This is a genomic window from Chryseobacterium salivictor (genome assembly GCF_004359195.1).
Lineage (GTDB): Bacteria > Bacteroidota > Bacteroidia > Flavobacteriales > Weeksellaceae > Kaistella > Kaistella salivictor.
The window spans coordinates 281637-306245 of sequence record NZ_CP037954.1 but is presented as its reverse complement, the minus strand read 5'-3'; the positions used below and the strand labels follow the sequence as shown (position 1 = coordinate 306245).

23 protein-coding genes and 1 tRNA gene are annotated in these 24609 nt (G+C 38.1%); 15 read left to right on the top strand and 9 right to left on the bottom strand.

Annotated features, from left to right (window positions below; genetic code table 11):
* The first annotated feature begins 39 nt into the window (after positions 1–39).
* Both NBC122_RS01545 and NBC122_RS01540 read left to right on the top strand, forming a co-directional pair.
* Complete coding sequence (locus tag NBC122_RS01545; RefSeq protein ID WP_133438690.1) at positions 40–1002, top strand: YpdA family putative bacillithiol disulfide reductase; 963 nt, start codon at positions 40–42, stop codon at positions 1000–1002.
* Positions 1003–1185: 183 nt separating this feature from the next.
* On the top strand, positions 1186–1899 hold the full coding sequence (locus NBC122_RS01540) for a DUF3575 domain-containing protein (RefSeq protein ID WP_246012415.1): 714 nt from the start codon (positions 1186–1188) through the stop codon (positions 1897–1899).
* 78 nt (positions 1900–1977) lie between these two features.
* On the opposite strand, the gene menC is transcribed toward NBC122_RS01540, so the two are convergent.
* The gene (gene menC, locus NBC122_RS01535; RefSeq protein ID WP_133438688.1) at positions 1978–2982 is read right to left on the bottom strand and encodes an o-succinylbenzoate synthase; all 1005 of its coding nucleotides are present in this window, start codon (positions 2980–2982) and stop codon (positions 1978–1980) included.
* A gap of 49 nt (positions 2983–3031) precedes the next feature.
* Positions 3032–4048, bottom strand: coding sequence for a class 1 fructose-bisphosphatase (gene fbp, locus NBC122_RS01530; RefSeq protein ID WP_133438687.1), 1017 nt, complete (start codon positions 4046–4048; stop codon positions 3032–3034).
* A 263-nt stretch (positions 4049–4311) separates the two neighbouring features.
* Between fbp and NBC122_RS01525 the strand changes: the two genes are divergently transcribed.
* The 4 genes from NBC122_RS01525 to NBC122_RS01510 all read left to right on the top strand — a co-directional run bounded on the left by NBC122_RS01525 (position 4312) and on the right by NBC122_RS01510 (position 8633).
* On the top strand, positions 4312–5550 hold the full coding sequence (locus NBC122_RS01525; protein ID WP_133438686.1) for an aspartate kinase: 1239 nt from the start codon (positions 4312–4314) through the stop codon (positions 5548–5550).
* 5 nt (positions 5551–5555) lie between these two features.
* Complete coding sequence (locus NBC122_RS01520; RefSeq protein WP_133438685.1) at positions 5556–7394, top strand: lysophospholipid acyltransferase family protein; 1839 nt, start codon at positions 5556–5558, stop codon at positions 7392–7394.
* A gap of 86 nt (positions 7395–7480) precedes the next feature.
* Positions 7481–7553: transfer RNA gene (locus tag NBC122_RS01515), tRNA-Phe, on the top strand.
* A 489-nt stretch (positions 7554–8042) separates the two neighbouring features.
* Positions 8043–8633 (top strand): HD domain-containing protein, encoded by a 591-nt coding sequence (locus tag NBC122_RS01510; protein ID WP_133438684.1) that lies wholly within the window; start codon positions 8043–8045, stop codon positions 8631–8633.
* Between the two features lie 76 nt (positions 8634–8709).
* Here NBC122_RS01510 and NBC122_RS01505 read toward each other — a convergent pair whose 3' ends face one another.
* Positions 8710–10860, bottom strand: a complete 2151-nt coding sequence (locus NBC122_RS01505) for an endonuclease MutS2 (protein ID WP_133441028.1) — start codon at positions 10858–10860, stop codon at positions 8710–8712.
* A gap of 95 nt (positions 10861–10955) precedes the next feature.
* Here NBC122_RS01505 and NBC122_RS01500 point away from each other — a divergent pair, with 95 nt between their 5' ends.
* Complete coding sequence (locus NBC122_RS01500; protein WP_133438683.1) at positions 10956–11462, top strand: GNAT family N-acetyltransferase; 507 nt, start codon at positions 10956–10958, stop codon at positions 11460–11462.
* 51 nt (positions 11463–11513) lie between these two features.
* Positions 11514–12155: a uracil-DNA glycosylase gene (locus tag NBC122_RS01495; protein ID WP_133438682.1), complete on the top strand. Its 642-nt coding sequence runs from the start codon at positions 11514–11516 to the stop codon at positions 12153–12155.
* On the opposite strand, the gene NBC122_RS01490 is transcribed toward NBC122_RS01495, so the two are convergent.
* On the bottom strand, positions 12142–12762 hold the full coding sequence (locus NBC122_RS01490; protein ID WP_133438681.1) for a hypothetical protein: 621 nt from the start codon (positions 12760–12762) through the stop codon (positions 12142–12144). The two genes, NBC122_RS01495 and NBC122_RS01490, sit on opposite strands and share 14 nt — an antisense overlap.
* A 12-nt stretch (positions 12763–12774) precedes the next feature.
* On the bottom strand, positions 12775–13260 hold the full coding sequence (locus NBC122_RS01485) for a DUF456 domain-containing protein (protein ID WP_133438680.1): 486 nt from the start codon (positions 13258–13260) through the stop codon (positions 12775–12777).
* A 69-nt stretch (positions 13261–13329) separates the two neighbouring features.
* Here NBC122_RS01485 and NBC122_RS01480 point away from each other — a divergent pair, with 69 nt between their 5' ends.
* From NBC122_RS01480 to NBC122_RS01450, 7 genes are all read left to right on the top strand, one after another.
* Positions 13330–14589 (top strand): mechanosensitive ion channel family protein, encoded by a 1260-nt coding sequence (locus tag NBC122_RS01480; protein WP_133438679.1) that lies wholly within the window; start codon positions 13330–13332, stop codon positions 14587–14589.
* A gap of 4 nt (positions 14590–14593) precedes the next feature.
* Positions 14594–15313 (top strand): pyridoxine 5'-phosphate synthase, encoded by a 720-nt coding sequence (locus NBC122_RS01475; RefSeq protein ID WP_133438678.1) that lies wholly within the window; start codon positions 14594–14596, stop codon positions 15311–15313.
* Positions 15314–15355: 42 nt separating this feature from the next.
* Positions 15356–16366, top strand: a complete 1011-nt coding sequence (locus NBC122_RS01470; protein WP_133438677.1) for a PDDEXK nuclease domain-containing protein — start codon at positions 15356–15358, stop codon at positions 16364–16366.
* Between the two features lie 17 nt (positions 16367–16383).
* Positions 16384–17169: an alpha/beta fold hydrolase gene (locus NBC122_RS01465; RefSeq protein WP_133438676.1), complete on the top strand. Its 786-nt coding sequence runs from the start codon at positions 16384–16386 to the stop codon at positions 17167–17169.
* Positions 17170–17250: 81 nt separating this feature from the next.
* The gene (locus NBC122_RS01460) at positions 17251–18261 is read left to right on the top strand and encodes an NAD-dependent epimerase/dehydratase family protein (RefSeq protein WP_133438675.1); all 1011 of its coding nucleotides are present in this window, start codon (positions 17251–17253) and stop codon (positions 18259–18261) included.
* The gene (locus NBC122_RS01455; RefSeq protein WP_133438674.1) at positions 18258–20021 is read left to right on the top strand and encodes an AMP-dependent synthetase/ligase; all 1764 of its coding nucleotides are present in this window, start codon (positions 18258–18260) and stop codon (positions 20019–20021) included. The genes NBC122_RS01460 and NBC122_RS01455 overlap by 4 nt, the downstream gene beginning before the upstream one ends.
* Before the next feature lie 104 nt (positions 20022–20125).
* Positions 20126–21178 carry a diphosphomevalonate/mevalonate 3,5-bisphosphate decarboxylase family protein gene (locus tag NBC122_RS01450; RefSeq protein WP_133438673.1) on the top strand — a complete coding sequence of 351 codons (1053 nt, stop codon included), beginning with the start codon at positions 20126–20128 and terminating at the stop codon, positions 21176–21178.
* 15 nt (positions 21179–21193) lie between these two features.
* Here the strand turns inward: NBC122_RS01450 and NBC122_RS01445 are convergent, their stop codons facing one another.
* Genes NBC122_RS01445 through NBC122_RS01430 form a run of 4 tightly spaced genes read right to left on the bottom strand, consistent with a single transcriptional unit; the run spans position 21194 to position 24522 of the window.
* Positions 21194–21391, bottom strand: a complete 198-nt coding sequence (locus NBC122_RS01445; protein WP_133438672.1) for a hypothetical protein — start codon at positions 21389–21391, stop codon at positions 21194–21196.
* A gap of 11 nt (positions 21392–21402) precedes the next feature.
* Positions 21403–21999, bottom strand: a complete 597-nt coding sequence (locus tag NBC122_RS01440; RefSeq protein WP_133438671.1) for a MarC family protein — start codon at positions 21997–21999, stop codon at positions 21403–21405.
* 43 nt (positions 22000–22042) lie between these two features.
* A complete protein-coding gene (locus NBC122_RS01435) occupies positions 22043–23779 on the bottom strand; it encodes a BatD family protein (protein ID WP_133438670.1) in 1737 nt (578 codons plus the stop codon).
* Positions 23779–24522, bottom strand: coding sequence for a tetratricopeptide repeat protein (locus NBC122_RS01430; RefSeq protein ID WP_133438669.1), 744 nt, complete (start codon positions 24520–24522; stop codon positions 23779–23781). The genes NBC122_RS01435 and NBC122_RS01430 overlap by 1 nt, the downstream gene beginning before the upstream one ends.
* Between the last annotated feature and the right edge of the window lie 87 nt (positions 24523–24609).

The window sequence follows — 24609 nt, the reverse complement described above, 5'->3', positions numbered from 1 at the left end:
TTTTCCTCTGAAGAAATTTCAGTTCAATATCTTTGCACTATGAAATTATATGATCTTATAATCATCGGTGGCGGTCCAATTGGCTTAAACTGTGCTTTAGAAGCCGAGAAAGCGGGACTTTCTTATCTTATTATCGAAAAGGGAACGATTGTAAATTCACTTTACCATTATCCTTTATATATGACTTTTTTCTCCACCGCCGATAAATTGGAAATTGCAGATATTCCCTTTATTTCTACCGCGCAAAAACCGGGTAGGAGAGAAGCGCTGGAATATTATCAGGGAATTTCGAGACATCGGAAAATAAATATCAATTTATACGAAGAGGTTTTAAAAGTGACTGAGAAAGATAATTTCTTAATTGAAACGGACAAAAGTAAATATCTCGCCAGGAAGGTTATCATCGCCACAGGTTTCTACGATATTCCGAATATGATGAATGTCAAAGGAGAAGATCTGCCCAAGGTCAAGCATTATTATTCCGAGCCTTATCCTTATGCCGATCAAAAAATTGCCGTGATCGGTTCCAGTAACTCTGCGGTTGATGCGGCTTTGGAAACCTACCGAAAAGGGGCAGAAGTCACCATGATTATCCGTCATGCTGAGATCTCTAAAAGCGTGAAATATTGGGTAAAGCCGGATATTGAAAACCGAATTAAAGAAGGAACTGTTGCCGCTCACTTCAATGCAGAGGTTTTAGAAATAACTCCGGAAACCATTATCTTTAAAGATGAAAACAACACTATCCTGGAAATAGAAAATGATTTTGTCTTAGCTATGACCGGTTATCTTCCGAATTTTGAATTCCTGAAAAATTCCGGCATCGAACTTCATGGGGATCATCTCAAACCTTTTTATAATGAAGATACCATGGAGACCAATGTGGCTGGTTTATATTTGGCCGGCGTAGTTTGTGGAGGTAAAGACACGCATCTGTGGTTCATTGAAAACTCGCGGGTTCATGCAGAAATCATTATGAAAGATATTTTGGCTAAAATTTGAAATCTAGGTGAATGCCTATACAATCCCTTTTAAAAAGGACAAAATTCAAATTTGAAAAACAGCAAATCAAAAGAATAATTTGTAAATAACTGCTGACCCTATATGTGTAAATTACGCATGTTTCTTTAATATCTTAGGCTTATCTTAAATGAAAATCTAATACCAATGAATAACAACAACCCTATGAGGACTTTATTTTTCATGCTGCTTATTTCAGGCACTTTTTTTTCGCAAACCGCTTCACCGGAGAAAATGAATATTGTTAAAACAAACCTCACGGCTTACGCGTTTCGAAATGTGAATCTCAGTTACGAGCGTATTATCAACCAAAAATTCTCCGTTGCCGTTGGATTCGGGTCCATGGGAAAGGGAGGTGTTCCTTTTAGCAGCAGTTATATAAAAGATACAGAACTTTCCAACATCGAAGTTTCTTTGACAAATTTCACCATAGAACCGAGAATATATTTGGGCAAAGGATATGGACATGGTTTTTATCTGGCGCCCTATTACAGGTATTCATCTTTTAATGCTGATAATGTAGTGCTAACTTCAGATTACGGAATGGGAGATGTTGCTTTGAAAATTTCAGGTAAAGCAAGCGGAAACAGTGGCGGATTATTGGTCGGCGCCCAATGGTTTTTAGGTAAAAAAGATAATTGGGTTTTAGACTGGTGGATTATTGGCGCCCATTACGGGAAAGGCAATGGAAACTTCCGTGGAAATTCATCCAGAATCCTAACGCCTTCTGAGCAGCAGGAATTGAAAAAAGAAATTGAAGGCCTTGATATTCCTTTCGTAAAATATACTGCTACAACAGATGCGAACGGAGCAAGTATTAATGTTGATGGACCGTGGGCCGGTGTGAGATCTGGTCTGTCAGTGGGATATCGGTTTTAATATTTAATTTTTCATCACAGCTATTTCGGCTCAGCTTTTAAAACTTCAGTAAGGAATTCAAAACTGAGCCGTAATAATTTATCTCATCATCAATTCATCTCCGTGCAGAACCAACCTGGTTTCTACATTGTTGGTAAACAATCCGCCGGTTCCCAAACCTTGCGGAATTTTTGGATTTTTCGTAAAAGTATATTGCGCAATCGCATTCAGGCCGATATTGCTTTCCAGGGCAGACGTAATCCACCAGCCGATGCCTTTGTTTTCGGCGAAAGAAATCCATTCGTCGGTTCCGGAAAAACCGCCAACCAAGGACGGTTTCAAAATAATAAACTGCGGATTGATCTTTTCTAAAAGCTCTTTTTTATCCTCGAAATTTAAGACGCCAATCAGCTCTTCATCCAAAGCAATCGGTGTTGGAGTCGTCTTGCAAAGTGCGGCCATTTGATCGGTGTTTCCAGCTTTAATCGGTTGTTCGATAGAATGAATTCCCAAATCCGAAAGTTCCTGTAATACCACTTTGGCTTCTTCAAAACTGAAACCACCGTTGGCATCAACCCTTAATTCGAGTTCCTCTTTCGGGAATTGTGCCCGCAGCTGCTTTAAGATTTCTTTTTCCGACTTCCAGTCCGCACCGATTTTCAGTTTGAGGCAATGAAAGCCCTGGTCAAGTTTCTCTTTAATTTGTTGCTGCATAAAAGCCGCATCGCCCATCCAAATTAAGCCATTGATTTTGATGGAAGAATATCCTTCTGAAAAATCGCTGGGAAAATAGAGGTCTGCACCGTTATTCAGATTCAGCATCGCCTGTTCATAACCAAACCAGATGGAAGGAAAATGAAGCAGTTCTTTTCTGAGAAGTTTCTTGTTCTCATTGATGTTGTCGCAAAGCCACTGAAGCATTTCCTCATACTCGGGAACGTCTTCAAAACTGAGTCCGCGGAAAATTGCACATTCTCCGGTTCCTTTTTTATCACCCTCGGTGATTTCGAGAATATAGGTTTCCTTGGTGGTTAGAATACCGCGGGATGTTCCGCTTGGTTGTTTGAATTCTAAAAGATATTGTTTAAAAGTTGCTTTTTTCATAAAAAAAGTCAGAGCACGCTCTGACCGGATTAGATTGTTTTTGTTTTGTTTATTTCGCAGCGGCTTCTCTCATGAACGCTTCTGCTTTTTCTACCATATCATAACTTCCGCAGAAAAACGGAACTCTTTGATGCAGTTCGGTCGGTTGAATTTCCATAATCCTCTGGAAACCGTCGGTGCATTTTCCACCTGCCTGTTCAGCCAGGAAAGCCATTGGATTGCATTCGTATAAAAGTCTCAGTTTACCGTTGGGTGACTGCGAAGTCGAAGGATAAATATAGATTCCGCCTTTGATCATATTTCGGTGGAAATCAGAAACCAAACTTCCGATATATCGGGAAGTGTATGGGCGGTCTTCTTCTTCTCGCTGGCAATATTTGATATAATCTTTCACACCCTGCGGAAATTTAATGTAATTTCCTTCATTAATGGAATAGATTTTTCCGGTACGGGAGAACATCATATTGGGATGGGAAAGGTAATAAGTACCTAGACTTGGGTCCAGTGTAAAACCATTGACGCCATTTCCTGTCGTGTAAACAATCATCGTGGATGAACCGTAAACCACATATCCTGCAGCGATCTGATTGACTCCTTTTTGTAAGAAATCCTCCAGAATAACTGGAGTCCCCGGTTCGGAAACTCTTCTGTAAATCGAGAAAATAGTTCCTACAGAAACATTTACATCGATGTTTGACGATCCGTCTAAAGGATCAATTAAAACCACATATTTGCTCAAGTGCGCATTGCAGCTTGCCTGAATTTCGATAAAGTCATCGCTCTCTTCCGAGGCAATTCCGCACACCACTTCTCTTTGGGATAATGCTTCGATGAAAATTTCATTGGCCAGTACGTCTAACTTTTGCTGTTCTTCGCCCTGAATGTTTTCATTACCGGCTTTGCCGATGATGTTAGCGATTCCGGCTTTGTTCACCTGGCGGTTAACCACTTTCGAGGCCAAACGGATGGCGCTCAGCAGACGGGAAAGTTCCCCGGTGGAATACAAAAAATCTTCTTGTTTGTCGATGATGAATTCACCAAGAGTTTGGAACGACTGTTCTGACATTATTTTACTTTTTGGGTTGTTACAAATTTCGTAAAATTCTTTCAATTTAGCAGCATTTGTTTTTATTAAATGACAGAAATCGGCGTTTCTTTTCTCTAAAGCGTGCTTCTGGAAAATTATCTCATAACTATTATTTTTTTAATCTCCTTTTTAATATGAATCCAAGTTTTTTTTATTCATCGATAATTAATAATTTTGACCCCTGGTATTATGTACAGAGATTGCCTCTGGTGAAAATAAATTATTGATATTGAACTGTTTAAATGAAGGTTTTTAAATTTGGAGGCGCATCGGTAAAAGATGCACAAAGTGTAAAAAATGTAGCCCTGGTTTTAGAAACGCAGGGTTTTCAGAGTTGTCTCCTCGTGGTTTCGGCCATGGGAAAGACCACCAACGCTTTAGAAAAAGTCGTTGAGAACTATTTTTCCAAAACCGATTACCAGGCTGAAATCGAAAAAGTGAAACAGAATCATTTGCAGATTTCACAGGATCTGTTTGCAGAGAACCATCCCGTTTTTGCTGAGATTTCTGTCTTTTTTGGTGATATCGAATCTTTTTTAAGAAGAAATAAATCGCCGAATTACAATTTCGTTTACGATCAGGTGGTGAGTTGTGGTGAATTGATATCTTCTAAAATTCTGAGCGAATACCTGAACGATATTCAGTTTAAAAATACCTGGTGTGATGCGCGTGACTTTATTAAGACCGACAATAATTACCGCGAAGGAAATGTCAACTGGCAGGAAACTGAACAGAAAATGAACTCGCTGAATCAGCAGAACTGTTATGTGACACAAGGTTTCATTGGTTCTGATGATAATAATTTTACGGTCACTTTAGGAAGAGAAGGATCCGATTATTCGGCCGCAATTTTCGCCTATTGTCTGAATGCAGAAGCCATGACGATCTGGAAAGACGTTCCCGGAGTCATGACGGGCGATCCCAGAAAGTTTGCGGATGTTTCCCTGCTCGACCATATTTCCTACGAAGATGCCATAGAAATGGCTTATTACGGCGCATCGGTAATTCATCCCAAAACGCTGCAGCCGCTTAAACAAAAGAATATTCCTTTTTATGTAAAATCCTTTTTGGAGCCCAAAAATCCGGGAACCAAAGTTGGCGCGAGTGAAGAAAGAAGCCAGAAAGAATCTTTTATTTTAAAGGAAAACCAGCATTTGATGAGGATTGCAACGCGAGATTTTTCTTTCATTGCTGAGGAGCATTTAAGCCAGATATTTTCTCTTTTGGCCAAATATAAAATCAAAATTTCTTTGATGCAGAATTCTGCGATTTCTCTGGATCTGTGTTTGGAAGATCTCTATCTGACTGTTGAAGAACTGGATGAAGAACTTCAAAAACTGTTCAATACAGAAATTATTAAAAATGTTTCGCTTTATACCATAAGAAACGCTAATTTAGAGCAGTTGAATAAATTTTATCAAGATAAAAAAATATTGCTGGAGCAGATTTCCCAAAAAACCATACAGGTTGTAATTAATTAATTTCAATGAGTTTAATTTCTAAAAGTGATTTGATTAAAGCGTCGGGTTTAAGCAAATTAGGATTACTGAAAAATCCTGCCGCATCAGCGATTATGCGGTTGACAAAAATCGATGAGGTTAATAAATTATACGATGTGCTGAAAGACAAAGTCGGAAAAGATTTTTTTGATTCTTTCGTGCGCGAACGTGATTTGAAATATATCGTTTTCGAAGAAGACTTGGCCAGAATTCCCAAAACCGGTTCTTTCATTTTGGTTTCCAATCATCCGCTCGGTGCTATTGATGGGATTTTAATGACCAAAATTCTTACCGAGATTCGGCCTGATTTCAAGATCATGGGGAATTTTTTATTAGAAAAGATTGAACCGATGAAGCCTTTCGTCATTTCGGTAAATCCCTTCGAAAACAGGAAAGAGCTCAGAAGCAGTTCTGCAGGAATGCGTGAATCTTTAAAACACTTAGAGAATGGCGGCTGCATCGGAATTTTCCCGGCCGGCGAAGTTTCGAACCGAAACAATGAATTCGGTGAGATTTTAGATAAAAAATGGGAAAAGCCTGCGCTGAAATTAATCAAGATGGCAAAAGTTCCCGTGGTTCCGATGTATTTTCATGCAAAAAACAGCCGGTTATTTTATCAGTTGGCGAAGGTGCATCCTGATTTACAAACGCTTTTATTGCCATCTGAAATGATGTATAAAAGAGAAAAACCCATCCGGATCAGACTGGGAAAACCGGTCTCGGTAAAAGTGCTGGAAGATCATGATACCATCGAAGAGATGGGAGAGTTTTTACAAAAGAAAATCCTTCTTTTGAAGTCTTATTACGAAAAAAGGAAATCGATTACCGACCGCTTAAATATTCCCAATCTGAAACTTAATTTTTCTCTGAAAAAAGAAGCCAATGTCGTTCAGAATATTATTGATGAAACACCGACACCAGATATTGTAGGTGAAATAGAAACGCTCAGCAAAAATGATAAAATGCTTTTCAGGAATGGAAATTATGAAGTCTTTTTTGCCTCGTATAACGATATCCCTTCCATCATGCGTGAAATCGGAAGGCAGCGCGAACTTACCTTCAGGAAAATCGGCGAGGGAAGCAATCTCCCGTTTGATCTTGATGAATATGACGAGCATTATCACCATTTGTTCCTGTGGGACAGCCAGGCGCAGAAATTAGCAGGAGCTTACCGCATGGCCTTGGGAAGTGAAGTGATGAAGAAGCACGGTATCGATGGCTTTTACACCAGTTCTCTTTTTGAATTTGATCCCGAACTCCGCCCTTTTTTCAGGAAAGTGATTGAGATGGGAAGAGCCTATATTTCCGAGGAATATCAGCAGAAGCCGTTACCACTTTTCCTTTTGTGGCGCGGTATTGTGCATGTCTGTTTAAGAAATCCCGAACATAAATTCCTGATGGGCGGCGTAAGTATTTCCGATAAGTTCTCGGAATTCTCCAAATCCCTGATGATTGAGTTTATGAGGTCTCACTACTACGATTCTGCCGTGGCGCAGTACATTCACCCTAAAAATGAGTTTAAGGTGAAGTTAAAGGACCGTGACAAGCATCTTTTTTTCGATGACGTAGAATCTGATTTGAATAAGCTCGATAAGATTATCGACGATTTGGAGCCGGAAATGCGTATGCCTGTTTTGATTAAAAAATATATCAAGCAAAATGCGAAAGTGATTTCTTTCAATGTAGATCCCAGTTTTAATGACGCGATTGATGGGTTGATGTATATTCGGATTAGTGAATTACCGGAGAGTACGATCAAGCCGGTTTTAGAAGAAATGAGTGAACAGATCAGACGGGAAGAAAATAATGTCTCTGATAATCAGTAATATTGTTAAAATTGTTAAAATTAGTTTGCAAATGATTTGCATGGTAAGGATAAAGTTGTTACTTTTGCACCACTCAATTAACGAAAGGTCTCTTAGCTCAGTTGGTAGAGCAATGGATTGAAAATCCATGTGTCCCTGGTTCGATTCCTGGAGAGACCACTTTAATTACAATCACTTACGATTTTCGTAGGTGATTTTTTTTGGTTTAGCACGATTTACGCACGAAAAATGGGATCAGTATCAAGGATCAGTATCAAAACTTGGGGACTAGGCAAAAATTTTGAATAATGTGAAAATGATACAGTCCTTAGTCAGCAATCGGATTTCTGTGCGGGAGCTAAAAAGATATTGGAGCTTCGCAAACTATACCCATTTCTCCACATAACCAAAGTGCACTCATCCCCATACCAACCCCTGGCTTATGCTGACTGTATGCTGACTCTTATCATGGTTTCAGGAGGTGAATATCGGTATTTGTAGAATAATTGAAGGTCTGGCTCCTCTTTATTGCTTGTTTAGATCAGCAGGAATTTAAGAAGTTAACATTCTTCAAAATTAAATATTTATATCTTTCTCCCCAAGTTTTATACTTGATCCGAAAAATGAACTTTTTATAAGTTCCGAGCTTTTTTTTCCGAAATTAGCAACATGGTTTTAGAAAAAGAAATAAATTTTATTCTCGCCCTGGATGAGTTGAAGAATGTGAATCGCAGAAACTTTAATCTGGATAATTCACGCCGGGAAAATACTGCCGAACACAGTTGGCAAATCGTGGTTTTTGCGCAGATTTTATGGCCTTATGCAAAAGATAAAAAACAAATCGATCTTCTGCGGGTCATCAAAATGCTTTCTATTCACGATGTGGTTGAAATCGAAGCCGGTGATACTTTTATTTTTGACGAAAGTGCAATGACCGGTAAATATGAAAGAGAATTGGCAGCTGCAAAGAAGACGTTCGGCATATTGAATGAACCTTTAAGTTCTGATTTTCTTAGTCTTTGGATTGAGTTTGAAGCCGAAGAAACTCCGGACGCCGTTTTCGCCTGTGCCGTCGACCGGATAATGCCTTTTATTTTAAATGTTTATGGTGATGGTGTCAGCTGGACGGAAGCTGGAATACAGCCGCACCAGGTTGAAAATATCGTAGGCAAAGCAGTGAGAAAGGCTTCCGAAGAAATGGGAGAAGCGTTTGATATTTTGCTTAGAAAAGCAATTGACGAAGGCAAGTTGGAAAGCTGATTTGTAATATTTTGGATACAAATAAAAAATGCGGGATTGAAAAATCTCGCATTATTTATTTAAGTTTATTTAAATTTTAAATCCGCTCCAACTCATCACCAGAAATCTGCGTTTTGAAACTTCCGTAGTTTACGGAAACTTTCCCGTTTTTCTCTATTTTATCGATGGTTCCTACGCTTGCGGATCCTTTTATTCGGACACGCTGGCCAACTTTCATCCAGACGGCGCGTTCTTTTTGGCGTTTGTCTTCCAGTTTTTCATTGGTCTCCACGATTTTTTCCCGAACATCCACTTTCTTTAACTGCTGTGTGATTTTGCGTTTTACGATCTGCAGCTTTTTATTTTCATCTTTATCAGCGCCGAGTTTGCGGAACTTTTCCTGCTCCAGAATTTTTACAAAATCTGCCACGACCAGTTTCCGCGATTTCCCTTTGACATAAGAATCGATGAATGCTTCAATTTTATTTCCGAACTGCAGCTTGCGGTGTTCGTCTTCGTAGAGTTTCTGAAAATTAAAAAGTTTCTGCTCCAGTTGCTCATTCAGTTTTTCCAGATTTTCTTTTTTGTTTTGAGTGGAATCTCTTTTTTCTGTCAGGTCGGTTTTCAGCTTTTCGACTTCAAATTTTTCCTGCTGTAATTTTACAATCGTTTTATCCAGATTAATAATATCGTGTTCCACTTTCTTTTTAGCAGATTCAATGATGAATTTCGGGATTTTGTTTTTCTCGGCAACTTCAAAGGTGAATGAGCTTCCGGCTTGTCCGACTTCTAATTTGTACAGTGGTTCCAGAGAATGTTCATCAAAAAGCATTGCTGCATTTTGCGCATTGGGCAACTGTTCGATGACGAGCTTAATGTTGGTGTAATGCGTTGTAATAATCGAAAAACTTTTCTTGTCGTAGAAGAATTCCAGAAAAGCTTCTGCTAAAGCACCTCCCAACTCGGGATCAGAACCCGTTCCGAATTCGTCGATGAGCAATAGCGTTTTGGCATCGGCTTCCCGAATGATTTTCGACATTTTTTTGAGCCGCGAAGAGTACGTCGAAAGATGGTTTTCTATCGATTGATTGTCGCCGATATCGGTCATTAATTTATCAAAGAAAAACATTTCAGATCTCGGATGAACCGGAACAAGAATCCCACTCTGAATCATCAGTTGCAGTAAGCCGACGGTTTTCAAAGTAATCGATTTCCCACCGGCATTCGGTCCGGAAATACACAAAATGCGGTTCTGTTCGGTTAAGGTTAAAGTCTGTGGAAATATTTTTTTCTTTTCAACTTGATTTCTAATCAGCAATAATGGATGAAAAGCGTTGATCAGGCGCATCGTTCGGTGACGGTTGATTTTGGGTAAAATACCGCCGATTTTTTCAGCGAATTTTGCTTTGGCCCGTGTGACATCCAAATCAAAAATATATTTTTGGTAAGAATAAAGTTGAGGTTGAAATTCTGAAATTTCAAAGGTTAATTTCCGCAATATTTTATCGACTTCTTTCTTTTCTTCTTCAATATCTTCCCGTAATTTAAACTGATGTTTCACCACCGATTCAGGTTGGATATAAGTAATCGAGCCGGTTTTAGAAAGTCCCAGAACTCTTCCAGGAACCCGTTTTTTATAACCGGATTTTACGGCTAAAACCCTTTGGTCGTCTACAATGCTCTCGCGGATATCATCCAGAAAATCAGTGGAAGAAAGCGCGGTGAGTGCCCGGTTAAAGTTTTCCTGAATTGTTTTTTTGGCGTGGGAAATATCAGCCCGCAAAGTTTTCAGAACTGGAGACGAGTCGCTTTTCACTTCGCCAAAACGGTTGAAAACCTTGTCGATTTTATCGACGATTTCCTTCCGGTATTCTAGATCTTTAACATCGTTATTGAGATGAAGAAATAAATCTTCATACGCGGGATAAAATTTTTGAAGCCGGGCAATTTGCTCCGTCAAACTTTTTATTTTCAGGAAAGCCGCATTGTCTAATCTGAAATTTTCAATCAGCATCAGTTTTAATTCTGCGTCGATATCTTCAAATTCGCTGAAAGGAATCGCGTTGTCACTTTCAAAACTCGATAAATATTCGGCCACTTTTTTTAAGGATAATTCGGCCTCATCAATATCAAATGGTCGGATGGCTGCAATTTTAGCTGCCGTTTTTTTCGAGAAAGCAAAAGGGGAAATCTCCGCCAAAAGTTCCGGAAATTCGAGTTCGTTTAAATCTTCTTTTTGTATATGCACACGCAAATTTACTTATTTTGACACCATAGTTACAAAAGTTTTGAAACAACGGTTTCGGCAATGCAAAATTAATTTCTAAATTATATCTTTGAAAGATGAAGTTTTCTACTGAAAGATTAATTTTGCGAACGGTCACAGAATATGATGCCCACGACATTCTAAACATTAGAAGCAATATTGAAATTAATGATTTTCTTCACCGCGATCCTCCGAAAGATTCTTTTGAAGCGCTCTATTTTATTTTAAATATAAAAAGAAAAGCGGAGAATGAAGAAATCGTTTTTCTGGGAATTGCGCTCCAAAATGACCCGAAATTAATAGGCACAATTTGCCTGTGGAATTTTTCTAAAGATAAATCTACGGCTGAACTAGGATATGAATTACTGCCGAATTATCAGGGAAAAGGAATCATGTCGGAAGCCGTAAACTGTATTTTGGATTATGGTTTCAATGATTTGAACTTAAAGAAAATCGAAGCTTTTACCAATAAAAATAATTTGGACTCTATAAAATTACTCGAGAAAACAAAATTTGTTTTAAGCAAAAAACGAAAGGATGAAAAGTACCCGGAAAATATTATTTTTGAATTAAGCGCCATTTAAAAAATCACCACATTACCACATCACCACATCAATTAATCATCAAATCATACAATGACCTGGACTGAAATTCTTTCTCCGATTACAAACACCGGATATTTCGAAAATATTTGCCGAAAAGTAGAAGAAGCTTATGCAACACAAAAATGTTTTCCGCCAAAAGAGGAAATATACAGAGCGTTGGATTTAACTCCTTTTGAAAACGTAAAAGTAGTGATCATCGGACAGGATCCTTATCATAATGGTGATCAGGCGAACGGTCTGTGTTTTTCTGTTTCTGAAAAAGTAAAAGCACCGCCTTCGCTTAAAAATATTTTTAAAGAACTGAAAGATGATCTGGGAATTGAAAGATCCAGAACAGACCTCGATGACTGGGCGAAACAGGGCGTTTTGCTATTGAATGCCACCTTGACAGTGAAAGCCCATGAACCGAATTCTCACAAAAATCTAGGCTGGGAAAAATTCACTAATTTTATCATTAAAGAGATTTCAGATAAAAAGGAAAATGTAGTCTTCGTTTTATGGGGCGCATTTGCACAAAAAAAAGAGGAACTGATTGATTCCTCCAAACATTTTATCGTAAAATCTGCGCATCCGTCACCGTTTTCGGTTTATCGGGGTTTTTATGGAAGCAAACCCTTTTCGCAGATTAATGATTATTTGAAATCGAAAAAGATAAATCCTATTTCGTGGTAATCCCTCCTTTCTGAGTTGGGGAATCTCCCGGCGTTTCTTTTTCAAACTGAAGAGCAATTTTGTAGCTTCCTTTTAATGCTTTAAATCCCTTGGCAGAAGTGATGTCCGGACTTACTTCGACCAGCGAAATCTTATATCCATTGAAGTTTTGGGTATTGTAATAGCTTCTGCTTGCATCATTCATCGTGCTGAGCTGTAAAATTACAGGTCTGGTATAAATACCCATCACTTCTATTTCTGCCATTGCATTTCCGGCCCAGACGCATTGTACGTCTTTCGGGCAGCGGCTGTCTTCAAGCATTCTTTTGAAGGTGACATTCATCTCATATTCCTTCAGGAATTTGTTTTCGCCTTCTTTGAAATAAACCACATTTTTTTTATTTGAGATTGATTGCTCCTTTTCTGCCGTTTTCACTGGTTGGTCATCGGGTGGCACAACTGTCGACATTGCCGACGCTTCTTTTTTGGGAATAGGTTGCGAACTGGAATCCGTTATAACTGTGGTGTTTTTTACTTTGCCTGTTTTTGTTGCATTTGCTGGAGTGTGACTCTGACAGGTTGCCAAAGTGAAAAAAGTCAGTGAGCTTACTAATATTTTGTAAATCATAGGATTGGTTTTTTAAAACAGATCAATTAAAACTACCAAAAACATTGCCAATCCCACGATGAAATTGAAACCTGTTCCGTAGAGAAATCCAATTAAAGCACCTTTGGTAGAATTCCAGGCTTTCTTTTTATCGGAGGCATCGTGCAGTAATTCGCCGATGAAAACGCCCAGAAACATCCCGATTAAAAATCCGAACGGAACAGGAATGAAAAATAGTCCGACAAATGTTCCCACCACCGAACCTACACTTCCCCAACGCGTGCCGCCGTATTTCCGGTTGGTTCTGGCCGGAATTACATAATTGAGAACGGTCGACAGAATGGTGAGGAAAACGAAAATCCAGACATAAACCATGGATAAAGGTGCATCTGTTCCGAATTTATAAATCAACAAACCCGCTAAGCTCAATAATAATCCCGGCAAAACGGGCAGAAAAGTCCCTAAAATCCCAAGAACTAATAATATAATACTGACAATTTCAATTAAAGTAGTGTCCATCGTTACTAAATTTTGTTAAATGTACTTATAAATCTGCGAAAGACAAACAGAATTCTTATTTTTGCTGGGATGAATAAAGATCTGATAGATACTAAAGATTTACTGCAGACTGTAAGCGACTCGATTCACTTTTTTGTGAGAGATCATTCGCCGGATAGTTGGGTGCTGCTTCTTCAGATTTTATTGAAATTTGCTTTCTTTGTAGGCATAATCTACTTGGTTGATTTTCTTTTCAAACTGGTAATTAATACTATTTTTAAGTTATTTTTTGATAAAGATAAATATCCTGTTCTGAAGTCCATTTATGCTGCGAGAATTACAAATTCGTTTTCCCATATCATTGCGTTGCTTTTCGGTAGTTATGCCCTGTTTTCTATTTTCTACCGACACCCAAAAAGCTTTACTTTCTTAGAAAGAATGATGGGTTTATTCATCGTTTTTGTGGTGGCTGGAATGCTGTACCGGGGGATGAGTGCTTTCCGCAATTTCTTCGTCATCAAAAAAGATTATTATAAAATTATTGCATTGAATGCAGTTTCGCAAACCGTCAAAATTTTCGGAATCTTCGTGTCCTCCGTTGTTGCAATTTGTGTGATTTTCGGAATCAGCGGTTCTGCAATCGTTGGCAGTTTGGGAGCAATTACCGCCGTTCTGGTTTTGGTTTTCCGCGATACGATTCTTGGTTTTGTTACTGGGATTCATGTCGCAACTTCTAAAAATTTAAAAGTAGGTGACTGGATTGGCATCCCGAAATACAATCTGGAAGGAACCATTGTCGATTTAAATCTTTTAACAACGAAAATTCAGAATTTCGATAAGACGATCTCTACCATTCCGACTTATGACTTTCTGACCACAGAAATTAAAAATCTTCAGGTCATGTCAGAGAGCAATACCAGAAGAATTAAGCGCTCCATTATTTTTAATATTAAGTCTTTCAAATTTTTAAATTTAGAAGAGGTGGACCGGTTGTCTAAAATTAATTTACTCCGAGATTATCTTCAGGAAATGAAAGATGAAATAATCGAAGAACGGTCGCATATCGAAAATTCAGAACTTGTTATTAATGGCAGGCAACTGACTAATATTGGGGTTTTTCGGGAATATACCTTTAATTATCTTAGAAATAATAAGCATATCGATCAAAAAGGAACCTTGATTGTGAGGCAGCTGGAGAATACGCCTCATGGAATGCCGTTGGAAATTTATTGTTTCACAAACGATTCCGCATGGGTAAATTATGAGGGGATAATGGCAGATATTTTTGACCATCTTTTGGTAGCATCAAAAGAATTTGATTTAGAAATTATGCAGCTCAATAAAATTTAAAAAAATGACGAAACTTAGTGTAAATATTAATAAAATTGCAACCCTTCGAAATGCAAGAGGAGGCGAATTACCAAGTGTGACCGAAGCTGCCATTAAGTTGCAGGAATTCGGTGCGCAGGGAATTACCATTCATCCAAGACCGGATCAAAGACATATTACCAGAAAAGATGTTTATGATTTAAAACCTTTAATTTATACCGAATTCAATATTGAAGGGAATCCGCACCGTCCGTTTATCGATATGGTTTTGGACGTAAAACCGGATCAGGTAACACTGGTTCCGGATACCGATGACGCTATTACATCTAACGCTGGCTGGGATTGCGAACACAATTTAGAATTTCTGAAACTGGTGATTGAGGAATTTAAAAATGCAGGAATCAGAACATCTATTTTCTTAGATCCAAATCCCGGAATGGTGAAATATGCTAAAGAAACAGGTGCCGACAGAATTGAATTATATACGGAAGCGTATGCAACCCATTATTCGAAAAATAAGGAAGAAGCGATAAAACCGTATATTGAAACCGCTTTGGAAGCAGAAAAATATGGATTGGGAATCAATGCCGGTCATGATTTAAGTTTAGAGAATTTAAAATATTTTGCCGATAATATTCCAAATTTACTGGAAGTTTCAATTGGTCATGCACTGATTTCCGAAGCGTTGTATATGGGTTTAGAAAATACAGTACAGGCTTATCTGAAGAGATTGGCGAAATGGTAGTATTGTTTTAAATATTAAAAGCTTTACGATTTTATTTAAAAAATGAATTTTGTTTCAGACATTCAGCATATTTTAGAACTGGCAAGGCAAAAGTCTTATTCCGCCATTAATTCTGCGATGGTAGAAGCATACTGGCTCGTCGGCAAAAGAATAGTTGAAGAGGAACAAAATGGGGAAGAAAGGGCAGAGTACGGAAAGTTTGTCGTCAAATCACTCGCAACAGAACTTACAAAGGCTTTTGGAAAAGGTTTTTCGGAGCGGAATTTGAGAAATTTCCGACAGTTTTACCTTACTTTTCCAGATGAAGAGATGCGGTACACACTGTGCGCCAAATTGAGCTGGTCTCACATAAGGTTGATTATGAGGCAGGATAATGAAAAAGCCAGAAACTATTATCTCAAAGAATCTGCAGAGAATAATTGGTCGGTAAGAACTTTAGACAGAAACATTTCTACCCTTTATTTTGAAAGACTTTTGATGAGTCAAAATAAGAAGGAAGTAGAAGAGGAGATGATCGAGAAAACAAAAGACTTTCAGTTGGATCCATTTGAATTTATTAAAAATCCCACGGTCTTAGAGTTTTTAAATCTTCCGAATAATCTTTCCTACACCGAAAAAGAATTGGAGAAAGCTTTAATTGACAATCTTCAAAAATTTATACTTGAACTGGGGAAAGGTTTTGCTTTCGTAGAAAGGCAGAAATTAATCAGAACAGACCACAATCAATTCTTTATCGATTTGGTATTTTACAATTACAAACTTAAATGTTTTGTATTGTTGGATTTGAAAACTGCGAAAATTTCCCATCAGGATATTGGCCAAATGGATATGTATGTGAGAATGTTTGATGATTTAGAAAAATCAGAATCTGACAATCCCACCATCGGAATAGTGCTTTGTACCGAAACGGACAGTGATATTGCAAAATATTCTATTTTAAAAGGGAATGAACAATTGTTTGCCTCAAAATACAAACTGTTTTTGCCTACTGAAGAAGAATTGAGAAACGAAATAGAAAGAGAAAAGCAGATTTTTAACGCTCAGTTTGGATAAACTTTAATTAAAAAAAAATGGAAATTCTACACTCAAAAATATACGGAGAAGATCAACCCGGAATACCGCTTTTGGTATTTCACGGATTATTCGGGATGCTCGATAACTGGGGAAGTTTCGGCAAAGAAATGAGCGAGTTTTTCCCGGTTCATTTAATCGATTTAAGAAATCACGGCAAAAGTTTTCATTCACCAGAAATGACGCACGATGATTTGGCGCATGATATTCTGCATTATATGGAATTCCACAAGTTAGAGAAAGTCAATTTGTTAGGGCATTCGCTCGGTGGAAAAGCCGTGATGCAGTTTGCCATAAAATATCCCGTGAAAGTACAGAAACTGATCGTGGTTGATATCTCGCCAAAAGCCTATCCGCCGCATCATCAGGGGATTATAAAGGCTCTGGAAAGTATCGATTTTGATAAAGTGACTTCGCGGCAGGAAGTGGAAGAAGTTCTTCACCAATATATTCCTGAGAAATCGGTGATTCAGTTTTTAGCAAAAAACCTTTATTGGACGGATGATAAAAAACTGAACTGGCGGTTTAACCTGAAAACCCTATCCGAAAAATACACAGAATTTGTTTCAAATGCCATAAAATTCGGCGTGTTTGCCGGAGAAACTTTATTTGTTTCGGGGGAAAAATCCAACTATATTTTGCCTCAGGATGAATTCCAGATTAAACAGCAATTTCCCAATGCATCAATTGTTACGGTAAAAAATGCCGGACATTGGGTGCAGGCAGAAAACCCGACTGACTTTAACGAACTGGTGAAAGATTTCCTTTCGGAAAACAGAGTTTAATTCTGGTTTATTTAAAAATATTCAAAACCTAAAATAACTCAAAGTTTCAAATCTCATGTCTATAAATCTCTCCTCTACATTATGGTATTAGTCACAGGCGCGACGGGAATTCTCGGCAGAGTAATCGTTTTGGATTTGCTGAAACGCGGTAAATCGGTTCGGGCAACCAAAAGAACTTCCAGTAATATACGGGAAGTCCGCGAGTCTTACCGGTTTTATACCGGCGAACCCGACGTATTGTTTAATAAAATCGAATGGATTGATGTCGATTTTCAAGATTTAGAATCTCTGAAAAATGCACTGAATCAAGTAACGGAAGTTTATCATTGTGCTGCTCATGTGAGTTTTCATCCTGATCACCGGCTTAAGATGTACCAAACCAATATTGAGGGAACCAGACAACTTCTTTTTGCGTGTGAAAATTCATCGGTTCAGAAATTCTGTTTTGTAAGTTCGACTGCGGTTTTGGATGGAGTTAATGAAAATGGAGAAACCACGGAAGATTCCAATTATAATCCAAAAATTAATCATTCACCTTATGCCAAATCCAAGCATTTTTCTGAAATGGAAGTCTGGCGGGCATCAGCGGAAGGACTTCAAACCGTCATCATCAATCCGGGCGTAATTATCGGCAGTGGAAACTGGCATTCGAGCAGCGGTGAAATGTTTGAAACTTTTGAGAAATATCCTTATGCAATGAGCGGAAGTACTACGTATGTCGATGTAAGGGATGTTAGCAAAATCGCCATTTCATTAATGGAAAACAATATTTTCGGAGAACGGTATATCGTTATTTCAGAAACAAAAAAAATACTGGAGGTTGCCAATTTTGTTCGTGAAAAGTTAGGAAAATCAAAAGCGAAGGTTATTTCAAATGGAATTTTGAAGACAGGTTACGTCTTGAATGTATTATTCGGATGGCTGTTTCCCAAACTCAGAATGATGAGCAAAGTAAATCTGGAGACGGTAACTTCACACCACATCGTTTCTAACGAAAAAATCAGAAAAAAACTTGACTATCAATTTATTCCGGTTTTTGAAAGTCTTGATTTTCACTTAAAAAATTATATATCAGATAAAAAAGAATTATGAATGTTGCAGAGTTTCTAAACATAAATACCGCAAAGTTTCCGACGAAACCGGCAATTGGCTTTAAGAAAAAAGAAAAGTGGACAGAAATCTCCTGGTCGGATTTTAGAAGACTGGTTTTTAAAACCGCAAATGCACTTCGTGAAGCTGGGATTTCTGAGCACGACAAAGTTGCCATTTATTCCGATAACTCAGCAGAATGGATTGTTACCGATTTGGCAATTCTGTCATTAGGAGCCGTAACTGTTCCCATTTATTCTACCAATAACGAGCAGCAGGCAGAATATATCCTCAATGAATCTGAATGTAAAATGATCCTGGTCGGGAATCAGGAACAGTATGATGCGGCATATTCTATTTTAAACAGAAACCAGATTTTGACCCAAATACTTGTTTCGAAAAAAGCAATCTGGATCAAAAAAGAAAAGAGCCGATATCTCGAAGATTTTATTAAGAACTCCGAAGAAACTTTTGATATAGTTCCGGTAGAAGATGACGGTCTGGCTACCATTATTTATACTTCAGGAACCACCGGTGTTCCGAAAGGAGTGATGTTGACCCACGGAAATTTCCATAAATCTGTAGAAGCACATTTTGATTTTTTTAAATTTAAAAACTTTGGGAAGGAAACTTCACTGGCTTTTTTACCGTTGACACATATTTTCGAAAGAAGCTGGACTTTACTCGCACTCTGCGGTGGTGCGAAAGTGTATTTTCTGGAGAATACCAAGCTTATAGCAAGCGCTTTAGCCGAGGTTAAGCCTACGATAATGTGCGCTGTTCCCAGATTTTATCAGAAAATTTACGCCGGCGTTCATGAAATGGTAAATGAAAGTTCTGATTCTAAAAAGAAAATTTTCAATTGGGCAATCGAAATCGGGACTGAAGTGGCAGAACTGCGACGCTTAGATAAAAACGTTCCTTTTTTATTAAAGATGAAGAATAAAATTGCGGGCATGATGGTCTTTAATAAAATTAAGAAAAAAATGGGCGGAAAACTTTGGTTTATGCCTTGTGGTGGTGCATCCGTTTCGGCTGAAGTGACCCGTTTTTTTGAAGCTTTGGGAATTCATATCACAGTGGGTTACGGTTTGACGGAAACTACAGCGACTTTAACAGCTTTCCCTTTCCATCATTTTGAACATGGCTCGGCAGGAGTTCCATTTGGCGATACCGAAATTAAAATTGGCGATAACGATGAGATTCTGGCCAAAGGAAGTGGGATTATGAAAGGCTATTATAAAAAGCCAAAAGAAACTGCTGAAGTTTTTACGGCGGATGGTTGGTTCAAAACCGGTGATGCCGGGAAATTTGACGAGAAGGGAAATCTTTTTATCACCGACCGAATTAAAGATTTAATGAAAACATCGAACGGAAAGTATATCACTCCGCAACCGATGGAAAATATGTTCTCCAATAACAATTATATCAATCAGGCGATGATTGTGGCAGAAGGGAAACCCTATGTAACAGCCTTGATTATTCCAAATTTTGAAGCGCTGCAGGAACAGATTTCAAAAATGAATATCCCGTTTACCTCTTGGGAGGAAATCGTAAATATCGAGACCGTTAAAGAGTTTTATCGGGAAAAAATAGAAGAAATTCAGAAAGGACTTTCGGGTTTTGAAAAGGTGAAAAAATTCGTGTTGATGTCTTCTGAATTTGAAATAGGAAGTGGTGAAATAACGCCGACTCTGAAAGTGAAACGGAACGTCGTCTTAGAGAAATATGCAGTTCTTGTAGATAAAATGTATCATTCTTAAAGACGAATTTCCCGTCGATCTTTTGAAAGAAGTTCGTGAAAGTCATGACGTGATGGCAGTAAATATTTTAATGGTAAAAAAGCAGCGAAGCTGCGATAGACAATATGGAAAATTTTTTTGGTTCAAATGATTATACAGTTTCAAATAAAAAGGTTTCGGAATCGTGCCCTTCAAATATTGCCCTGATTAAATATTGGGGGAAATATGAAAATCAGATTCCTGCAAATCCCAGTATCAGTTATACTTTAAATTTATGTAAAACAAATACGGAGATAGAATTTGTTGCCGGTGATACGTTTTCTGTTCAAACTTTTCTAGCCGGAAATGAAGAATCAAAATTTGCCGAAAAAATTGAAAAATATTTCAAAAATATTGAAGAATATTTGCCATGGATTTTGAAAGGGAAATACATCATCAGAACGGAAAATACGTTCCCGCACAGCTCCGGAATTGCAAGTTCGGCGTCTGGTTTTGGGGCAATTGCTAAATGTTTGATGGAGCTGGATGAGCAGTTTTCGGGAAAAGTTGATCAGGATTTTAAACTCAGAAAAGCAAGTTTCCTGGCAAGATTAGGAAGCGGAAGTGCGTGCAGAAGTTTGTACGACGGATTGGTCGTTTGGGGAGAAACAAAAGAAGTTTCCGGAAGTTCAGATTTATTTGCAGTTCGTTATCCGAATGAGGGAATTCATGAAGTTTTCAGAAATTTCAACGACTGGGTTTTACTCATTCACGAAGGTGAGAAATCAGTCAGTTCTACTGTTGGTCACGGTTTGATGAACACGAATCCTTATGCCGAAAGAAGATTTCAGGAGGCGCATGAGAATTTCGCCACATTGAAAACAATCTTGAAAAATGGAGATATGGCCGCTTTCATTAAAATGGTGGAGCATGAAGCCTTAACTTTGCATGCGATGATGATGATGAGCGAACCTGCGTTCATTTTAATGAAGAGCGGAACGTTGGCCGTAATTAATAAAATCTGGCAGTTCCGAAAAGAAACCAGTCTTCCTTTATTCTTTACTTTAGATGCCGGTGCAAATGTTCATTTGCTTTTCCCGGCTAATATAGATGAAGACAAAATTCAGGAATTCATCATCAGAGAATTGATACAACATACCCAAAATAATGGTGTTGTAAAAGATGTGATGCGGTTTTAAAAAGAAGGAGAAAATTTATTTCTTCGCAGCAGCAAGTCTGCTCATCGTATGTAATACAAAAACAATTATTACCCCTAAAATTCCGGCTGACATCGAAAAGATGAACTTAGCATTTTCTTCATGCCAAAATCCGAGACCCCATTCGATAACATACAGATTGATACCGATAAATACGATGAAAAGTGCCAAGAATATTTTATAGAACAGTTGCATTTTTTTAAATATTAAAATTTAACATACGTTGAAAAAAGTTGGGCGAAGTTTGCCGTAAACAGTTTGATTGAAATTGCAAGAAGAATAATTCCGAACACTTTCTGTAGAACCTGAAGTGTTCCGTCACCTAATTTTTGCTCCAGCCAGTTCGCTGATTTCAGCACCAAATATACGAAAATTGTATTGATTATAATACCGATAATGATATTGATGTCATGGTATTCTGCCCGCAAAGAAAGAGTAGTCGTCAAGGTACCGGCACCCGCTATCAACGGAAAAGCGATAGGTACGATCGAGGCTGATTTCGATTCTGTATTCTTCTGAATTTCAATACCAAGGATCATTTCTAATGCGATTACAAAAATTACAATTGCTCCTGCAATCGCAAATGAGTTTACATCAACACCGATGAGTTTTAAAATAGTATTCCCGATAAAAAGAAACGCAATCATTAGAATTCCTGCCACGATAGCAGCGCGTTCAGCCTCTATTTTGCCAAACTTCTTTTTTAAGCCGACGATAATGGGAACCGACCCGATAATATCGATGACCGCAAAGAGAATCATCGAGGCAGTAAGTGTTTCTTTTAAAGAGAAAAATTCTAGCATTGGTGAAAATTATTAATTTCGCAAAAATATGAAAAATAAATCATTATTTGCTAATTTCTGAATATAAGGTGCAAATCGAGTTGTAGAGCTCGTCCATTTGCTCATCAGAATGAAAAGGGGCGAATTTCTCAATTTGAATACGCTCGGAAAGGACTCTGTATTGTTCCGAAATTTGCTGACCTTTAGTTTGTTCTAAAATAGCCCGGAAATCTGAATCGGTGTTTGCAAAATAAGATTCTTTCGTTTCTCTGTTTAATTCATTGTAGGCCGAAAAGAAATTGATAAAATCTTTATTGTCTTTTAAAATTTTTAAATATTCTATACTTTCTTCGAAGTGGTTGCTGAGGTTTTTTCTAATGAGTTCTTCCGTTTCAGCAATGGTTGTAACCGGACTGGAGATCAGTTGCGGGCGCAATTTCCTCTTTTCTCTTTTTCGCAAAACAATGAGAAATAAGGAAATGAAAGTCATCAGCAATGCTAAATTTCCGAAAACAATTTTCCAGTCGATTTTGCTTTTATCTTTTACTTTAAAGTTTTGGGTTTGCAAAACCGGAGTGTTTACAGTTTCTAAAACAGTATTCGTATAATCATTTACTTTTTCTAAAGTTGTTTTTTCTTCAGCAATCTGAGCGGATGTTTTTACATCAATCACCAATTCTTTAGAACCTACATCTAAGTATTTTTTGGTATCAGGATCAAAGTACGAGAAATCTTCAAACGTGATCGCTACTGGACCTGATTTTTTTGGAACCACAATATATTCAGCACTTACAGACCCTGAAAGTCCATTCTTTTTCGCTGCCGTTTCCGAGGTGATTTTAGGAGGAAAATAAGCATAGTCAGCAGAATTCAGAATTTTGGGTAAATGCAGACTTCCCAGATTTCCTGAACCGGTCACTTTCAAAATAATATGTAAAGGTTTATCGATCTCCGGAATCTCGTCATTGCGGAGATGAAATAAATCAACCGTAAACTGACCGACTGCATTTTTAAAATGTCCGGGCATTCCTGCCGGTAATTTCTTTACATTCAGCTGTACTTTATTTGATGAAATTCTTTTGTCTTTTGACGCATTGGCAAACGAAGCAGAAATTGGATTAATCTCTACTGTCCCTGACTCAGACGGGAAAATTATAAAAACCCCGATAACCTGAGAAGCCATTCCGGCATTAGATTCAATCTCGGATTTTGCAAAACTTACTGCTTTTATATTCGCATTGGGCTGGTCAGGAAAATGAATTTTCCCCAGTTTTCTGAAATTGTCATAGTCACGGCTGTAAGCACGTAAAACGGCGATCGTGGGTTCGTTTTTATAAACTACTTTGTCCTGAACTTCCAAATTCAGGTACATATTGCTCCTGTCTGCATTATCGGCGACAGAACTTGTCTTTTCGCTGTCTTTTACGAAAATGTCGAAAGGTTCGGTTTTGTAAATTTTGCCGTTGACGGTAACTAATGCAGAACCAATTTTTACTTTACCGGTTTGTTTTGGTGCAAGAACGCACTGATAAACCAGCTGATTGATTGCATCTCCTTTTTTGGCATCCAGGATGATGGTATTCCGTTCAGATGCAGTTCCGATAATATCAAACTTCGAAAGATCCGGCATTTGAAGCGGCGTTTGCTGCTCCATGTTTTCACCGCTGATTTCCAGAAGAACAGTTAGGGTAAACCGCTGATTTAACTTTTGATCTTTTACCTCAGATATCGCCAAAGTGACCTGGCCATAAGTGAATACGGCAGAAAATAGTAGAAATATGTAGGAAAGTTTTTTTTTCATCACCAATCCTTTTCATTGCTTTCCGGCATCGAATAAGAGTTTTTGTTAAGAATTTTCTTCGCGGTTTCCCGTTCTTTATTTCCAACCCGGTTCAGTAGCGCATCCTGCAGGTCTTTGGGCATTTTGTCAGAATTACTGTTTTTGTTTTCGTTGGGATCTTTTCCTTCGCCCGCTCCTTTGTTTTGTTGTCCGGTTCCGGCTTCTTTCTGAGGTTGATTTCCTTTGTCTTGCCCTTTATTTTTATCTTTGTTTTGGTCGCCGTCACCGCCACCACCGGAATTGTCTTTTTGTTTTTTCTGCTGCTCTTTTTCCTTTTCTTTCAGCATGGCAATTCCGTAATTCTTACGAATGGTTTCATTGTAAGGATCTTGCTTTAAAGCCTGTTTGTAAAGTTCGGCTGCTTTTTTGGAATCTTCAGTCTGCATATAAGTGTTGCCCAGATTATAAAGCGCAGCACTTTTGTCCGGCAGAGTGGCAGAAAGTTTCTCTGCTTTTTCGAATTCCGCTTTGGCCTCCTCGTACATTTTTCTTTTATAGAGAGAATTGCCCAAATTGTAGTGAGCCATAAACTCTTTATCGTTGAGTTGTACAGCTTCCATATATTTCGAAGAAGAAGATTCGTAGTTTTCTTTGTCGAATTGCTTGTTGCCTTTGAAGACTAATGTCTTGTAATTTTCCTGAGCAGAAAAAACAGAACAGCCAAACAGTACAAGAAACGTTGAAAAAAGTAAATTCAGATTCATCACTGCAAAATTATTCCTTTATTTGTTAAAGTCTATGGATCAAATTGTTAAATTTCGGTTAAATTCGGCTGAATGTGCTGGTTTTGA

What these genes read in the sequence shown, in the direction of transcription:
- NBC122_RS01545 (WP_133438690.1), top strand. Translation starts at nt 40, where the DNA reads ATGAAATTATATGATCTTATAATCATCGGTGGCGGTCCAATTGGCTTA.
- NBC122_RS01540 (WP_246012415.1), top strand. Translation starts at nt 1,186, where the DNA reads ATGAGGACTTTATTTTTCATGCTGCTTATTTCAGGCACTTTTTTTTCG.
- menC (WP_133438688.1), bottom strand. Translation starts at nt 2,982, where the DNA reads ATGAAAAAAGCAACTTTTAAACAATATCTTTTAGAATTCAAACAACCA.
- fbp (WP_133438687.1), bottom strand. Translation starts at nt 4,048, where the DNA reads ATGTCAGAACAGTCGTTCCAAACTCTTGGTGAATTCATCATCGACAAA.
- NBC122_RS01525 (WP_133438686.1), top strand. Translation starts at nt 4,312, where the DNA reads ATGAAGGTTTTTAAATTTGGAGGCGCATCGGTAAAAGATGCACAAAGT.
- NBC122_RS01520 (WP_133438685.1), top strand. Translation starts at nt 5,556, where the DNA reads ATGAGTTTAATTTCTAAAAGTGATTTGATTAAAGCGTCGGGTTTAAGC.
- NBC122_RS01510 (WP_133438684.1), top strand. Translation starts at nt 8,043, where the DNA reads ATGGTTTTAGAAAAAGAAATAAATTTTATTCTCGCCCTGGATGAGTTG.
- NBC122_RS01500 (WP_133438683.1), top strand. Translation starts at nt 10,956, where the DNA reads ATGAAGTTTTCTACTGAAAGATTAATTTTGCGAACGGTCACAGAATAT.
- NBC122_RS01495 (WP_133438682.1), top strand. Translation starts at nt 11,514, where the DNA reads ATGACCTGGACTGAAATTCTTTCTCCGATTACAAACACCGGATATTTC.
- NBC122_RS01490 (WP_133438681.1), bottom strand. Translation starts at nt 12,762, where the DNA reads ATGATTTACAAAATATTAGTAAGCTCACTGACTTTTTTCACTTTGGCA.
- NBC122_RS01485 (WP_133438680.1), bottom strand. Translation starts at nt 13,260, where the DNA reads ATGGACACTACTTTAATTGAAATTGTCAGTATTATATTATTAGTTCTT.
- NBC122_RS01480 (WP_133438679.1), top strand. Translation starts at nt 13,330, where the DNA reads ATGAATAAAGATCTGATAGATACTAAAGATTTACTGCAGACTGTAAGC.
- NBC122_RS01475 (WP_133438678.1), top strand. Translation starts at nt 14,594, where the DNA reads ATGACGAAACTTAGTGTAAATATTAATAAAATTGCAACCCTTCGAAAT.
- NBC122_RS01470 (WP_133438677.1), top strand. Translation starts at nt 15,356, where the DNA reads ATGAATTTTGTTTCAGACATTCAGCATATTTTAGAACTGGCAAGGCAA.
- NBC122_RS01465 (WP_133438676.1), top strand. Translation starts at nt 16,384, where the DNA reads ATGGAAATTCTACACTCAAAAATATACGGAGAAGATCAACCCGGAATA.
- NBC122_RS01460 (WP_133438675.1), top strand. Translation starts at nt 17,251, where the DNA reads ATGGTATTAGTCACAGGCGCGACGGGAATTCTCGGCAGAGTAATCGTT.
- NBC122_RS01455 (WP_133438674.1), top strand. Translation starts at nt 18,258, where the DNA reads ATGAATGTTGCAGAGTTTCTAAACATAAATACCGCAAAGTTTCCGACG.
- NBC122_RS01450 (WP_133438673.1), top strand. Translation starts at nt 20,126, where the DNA reads ATGGAAAATTTTTTTGGTTCAAATGATTATACAGTTTCAAATAAAAAG.
- NBC122_RS01445 (WP_133438672.1), bottom strand. Translation starts at nt 21,391, where the DNA reads ATGCAACTGTTCTATAAAATATTCTTGGCACTTTTCATCGTATTTATC.
- NBC122_RS01440 (WP_133438671.1), bottom strand. Translation starts at nt 21,999, where the DNA reads ATGCTAGAATTTTTCTCTTTAAAAGAAACACTTACTGCCTCGATGATT.
- NBC122_RS01435 (WP_133438670.1), bottom strand. Translation starts at nt 23,779, where the DNA reads ATGAAAAAAAAACTTTCCTACATATTTCTACTATTTTCTGCCGTATTC.
- NBC122_RS01430 (WP_133438669.1), bottom strand. Translation starts at nt 24,522, where the DNA reads ATGAATCTGAATTTACTTTTTTCAACGTTTCTTGTACTGTTTGGCTGT.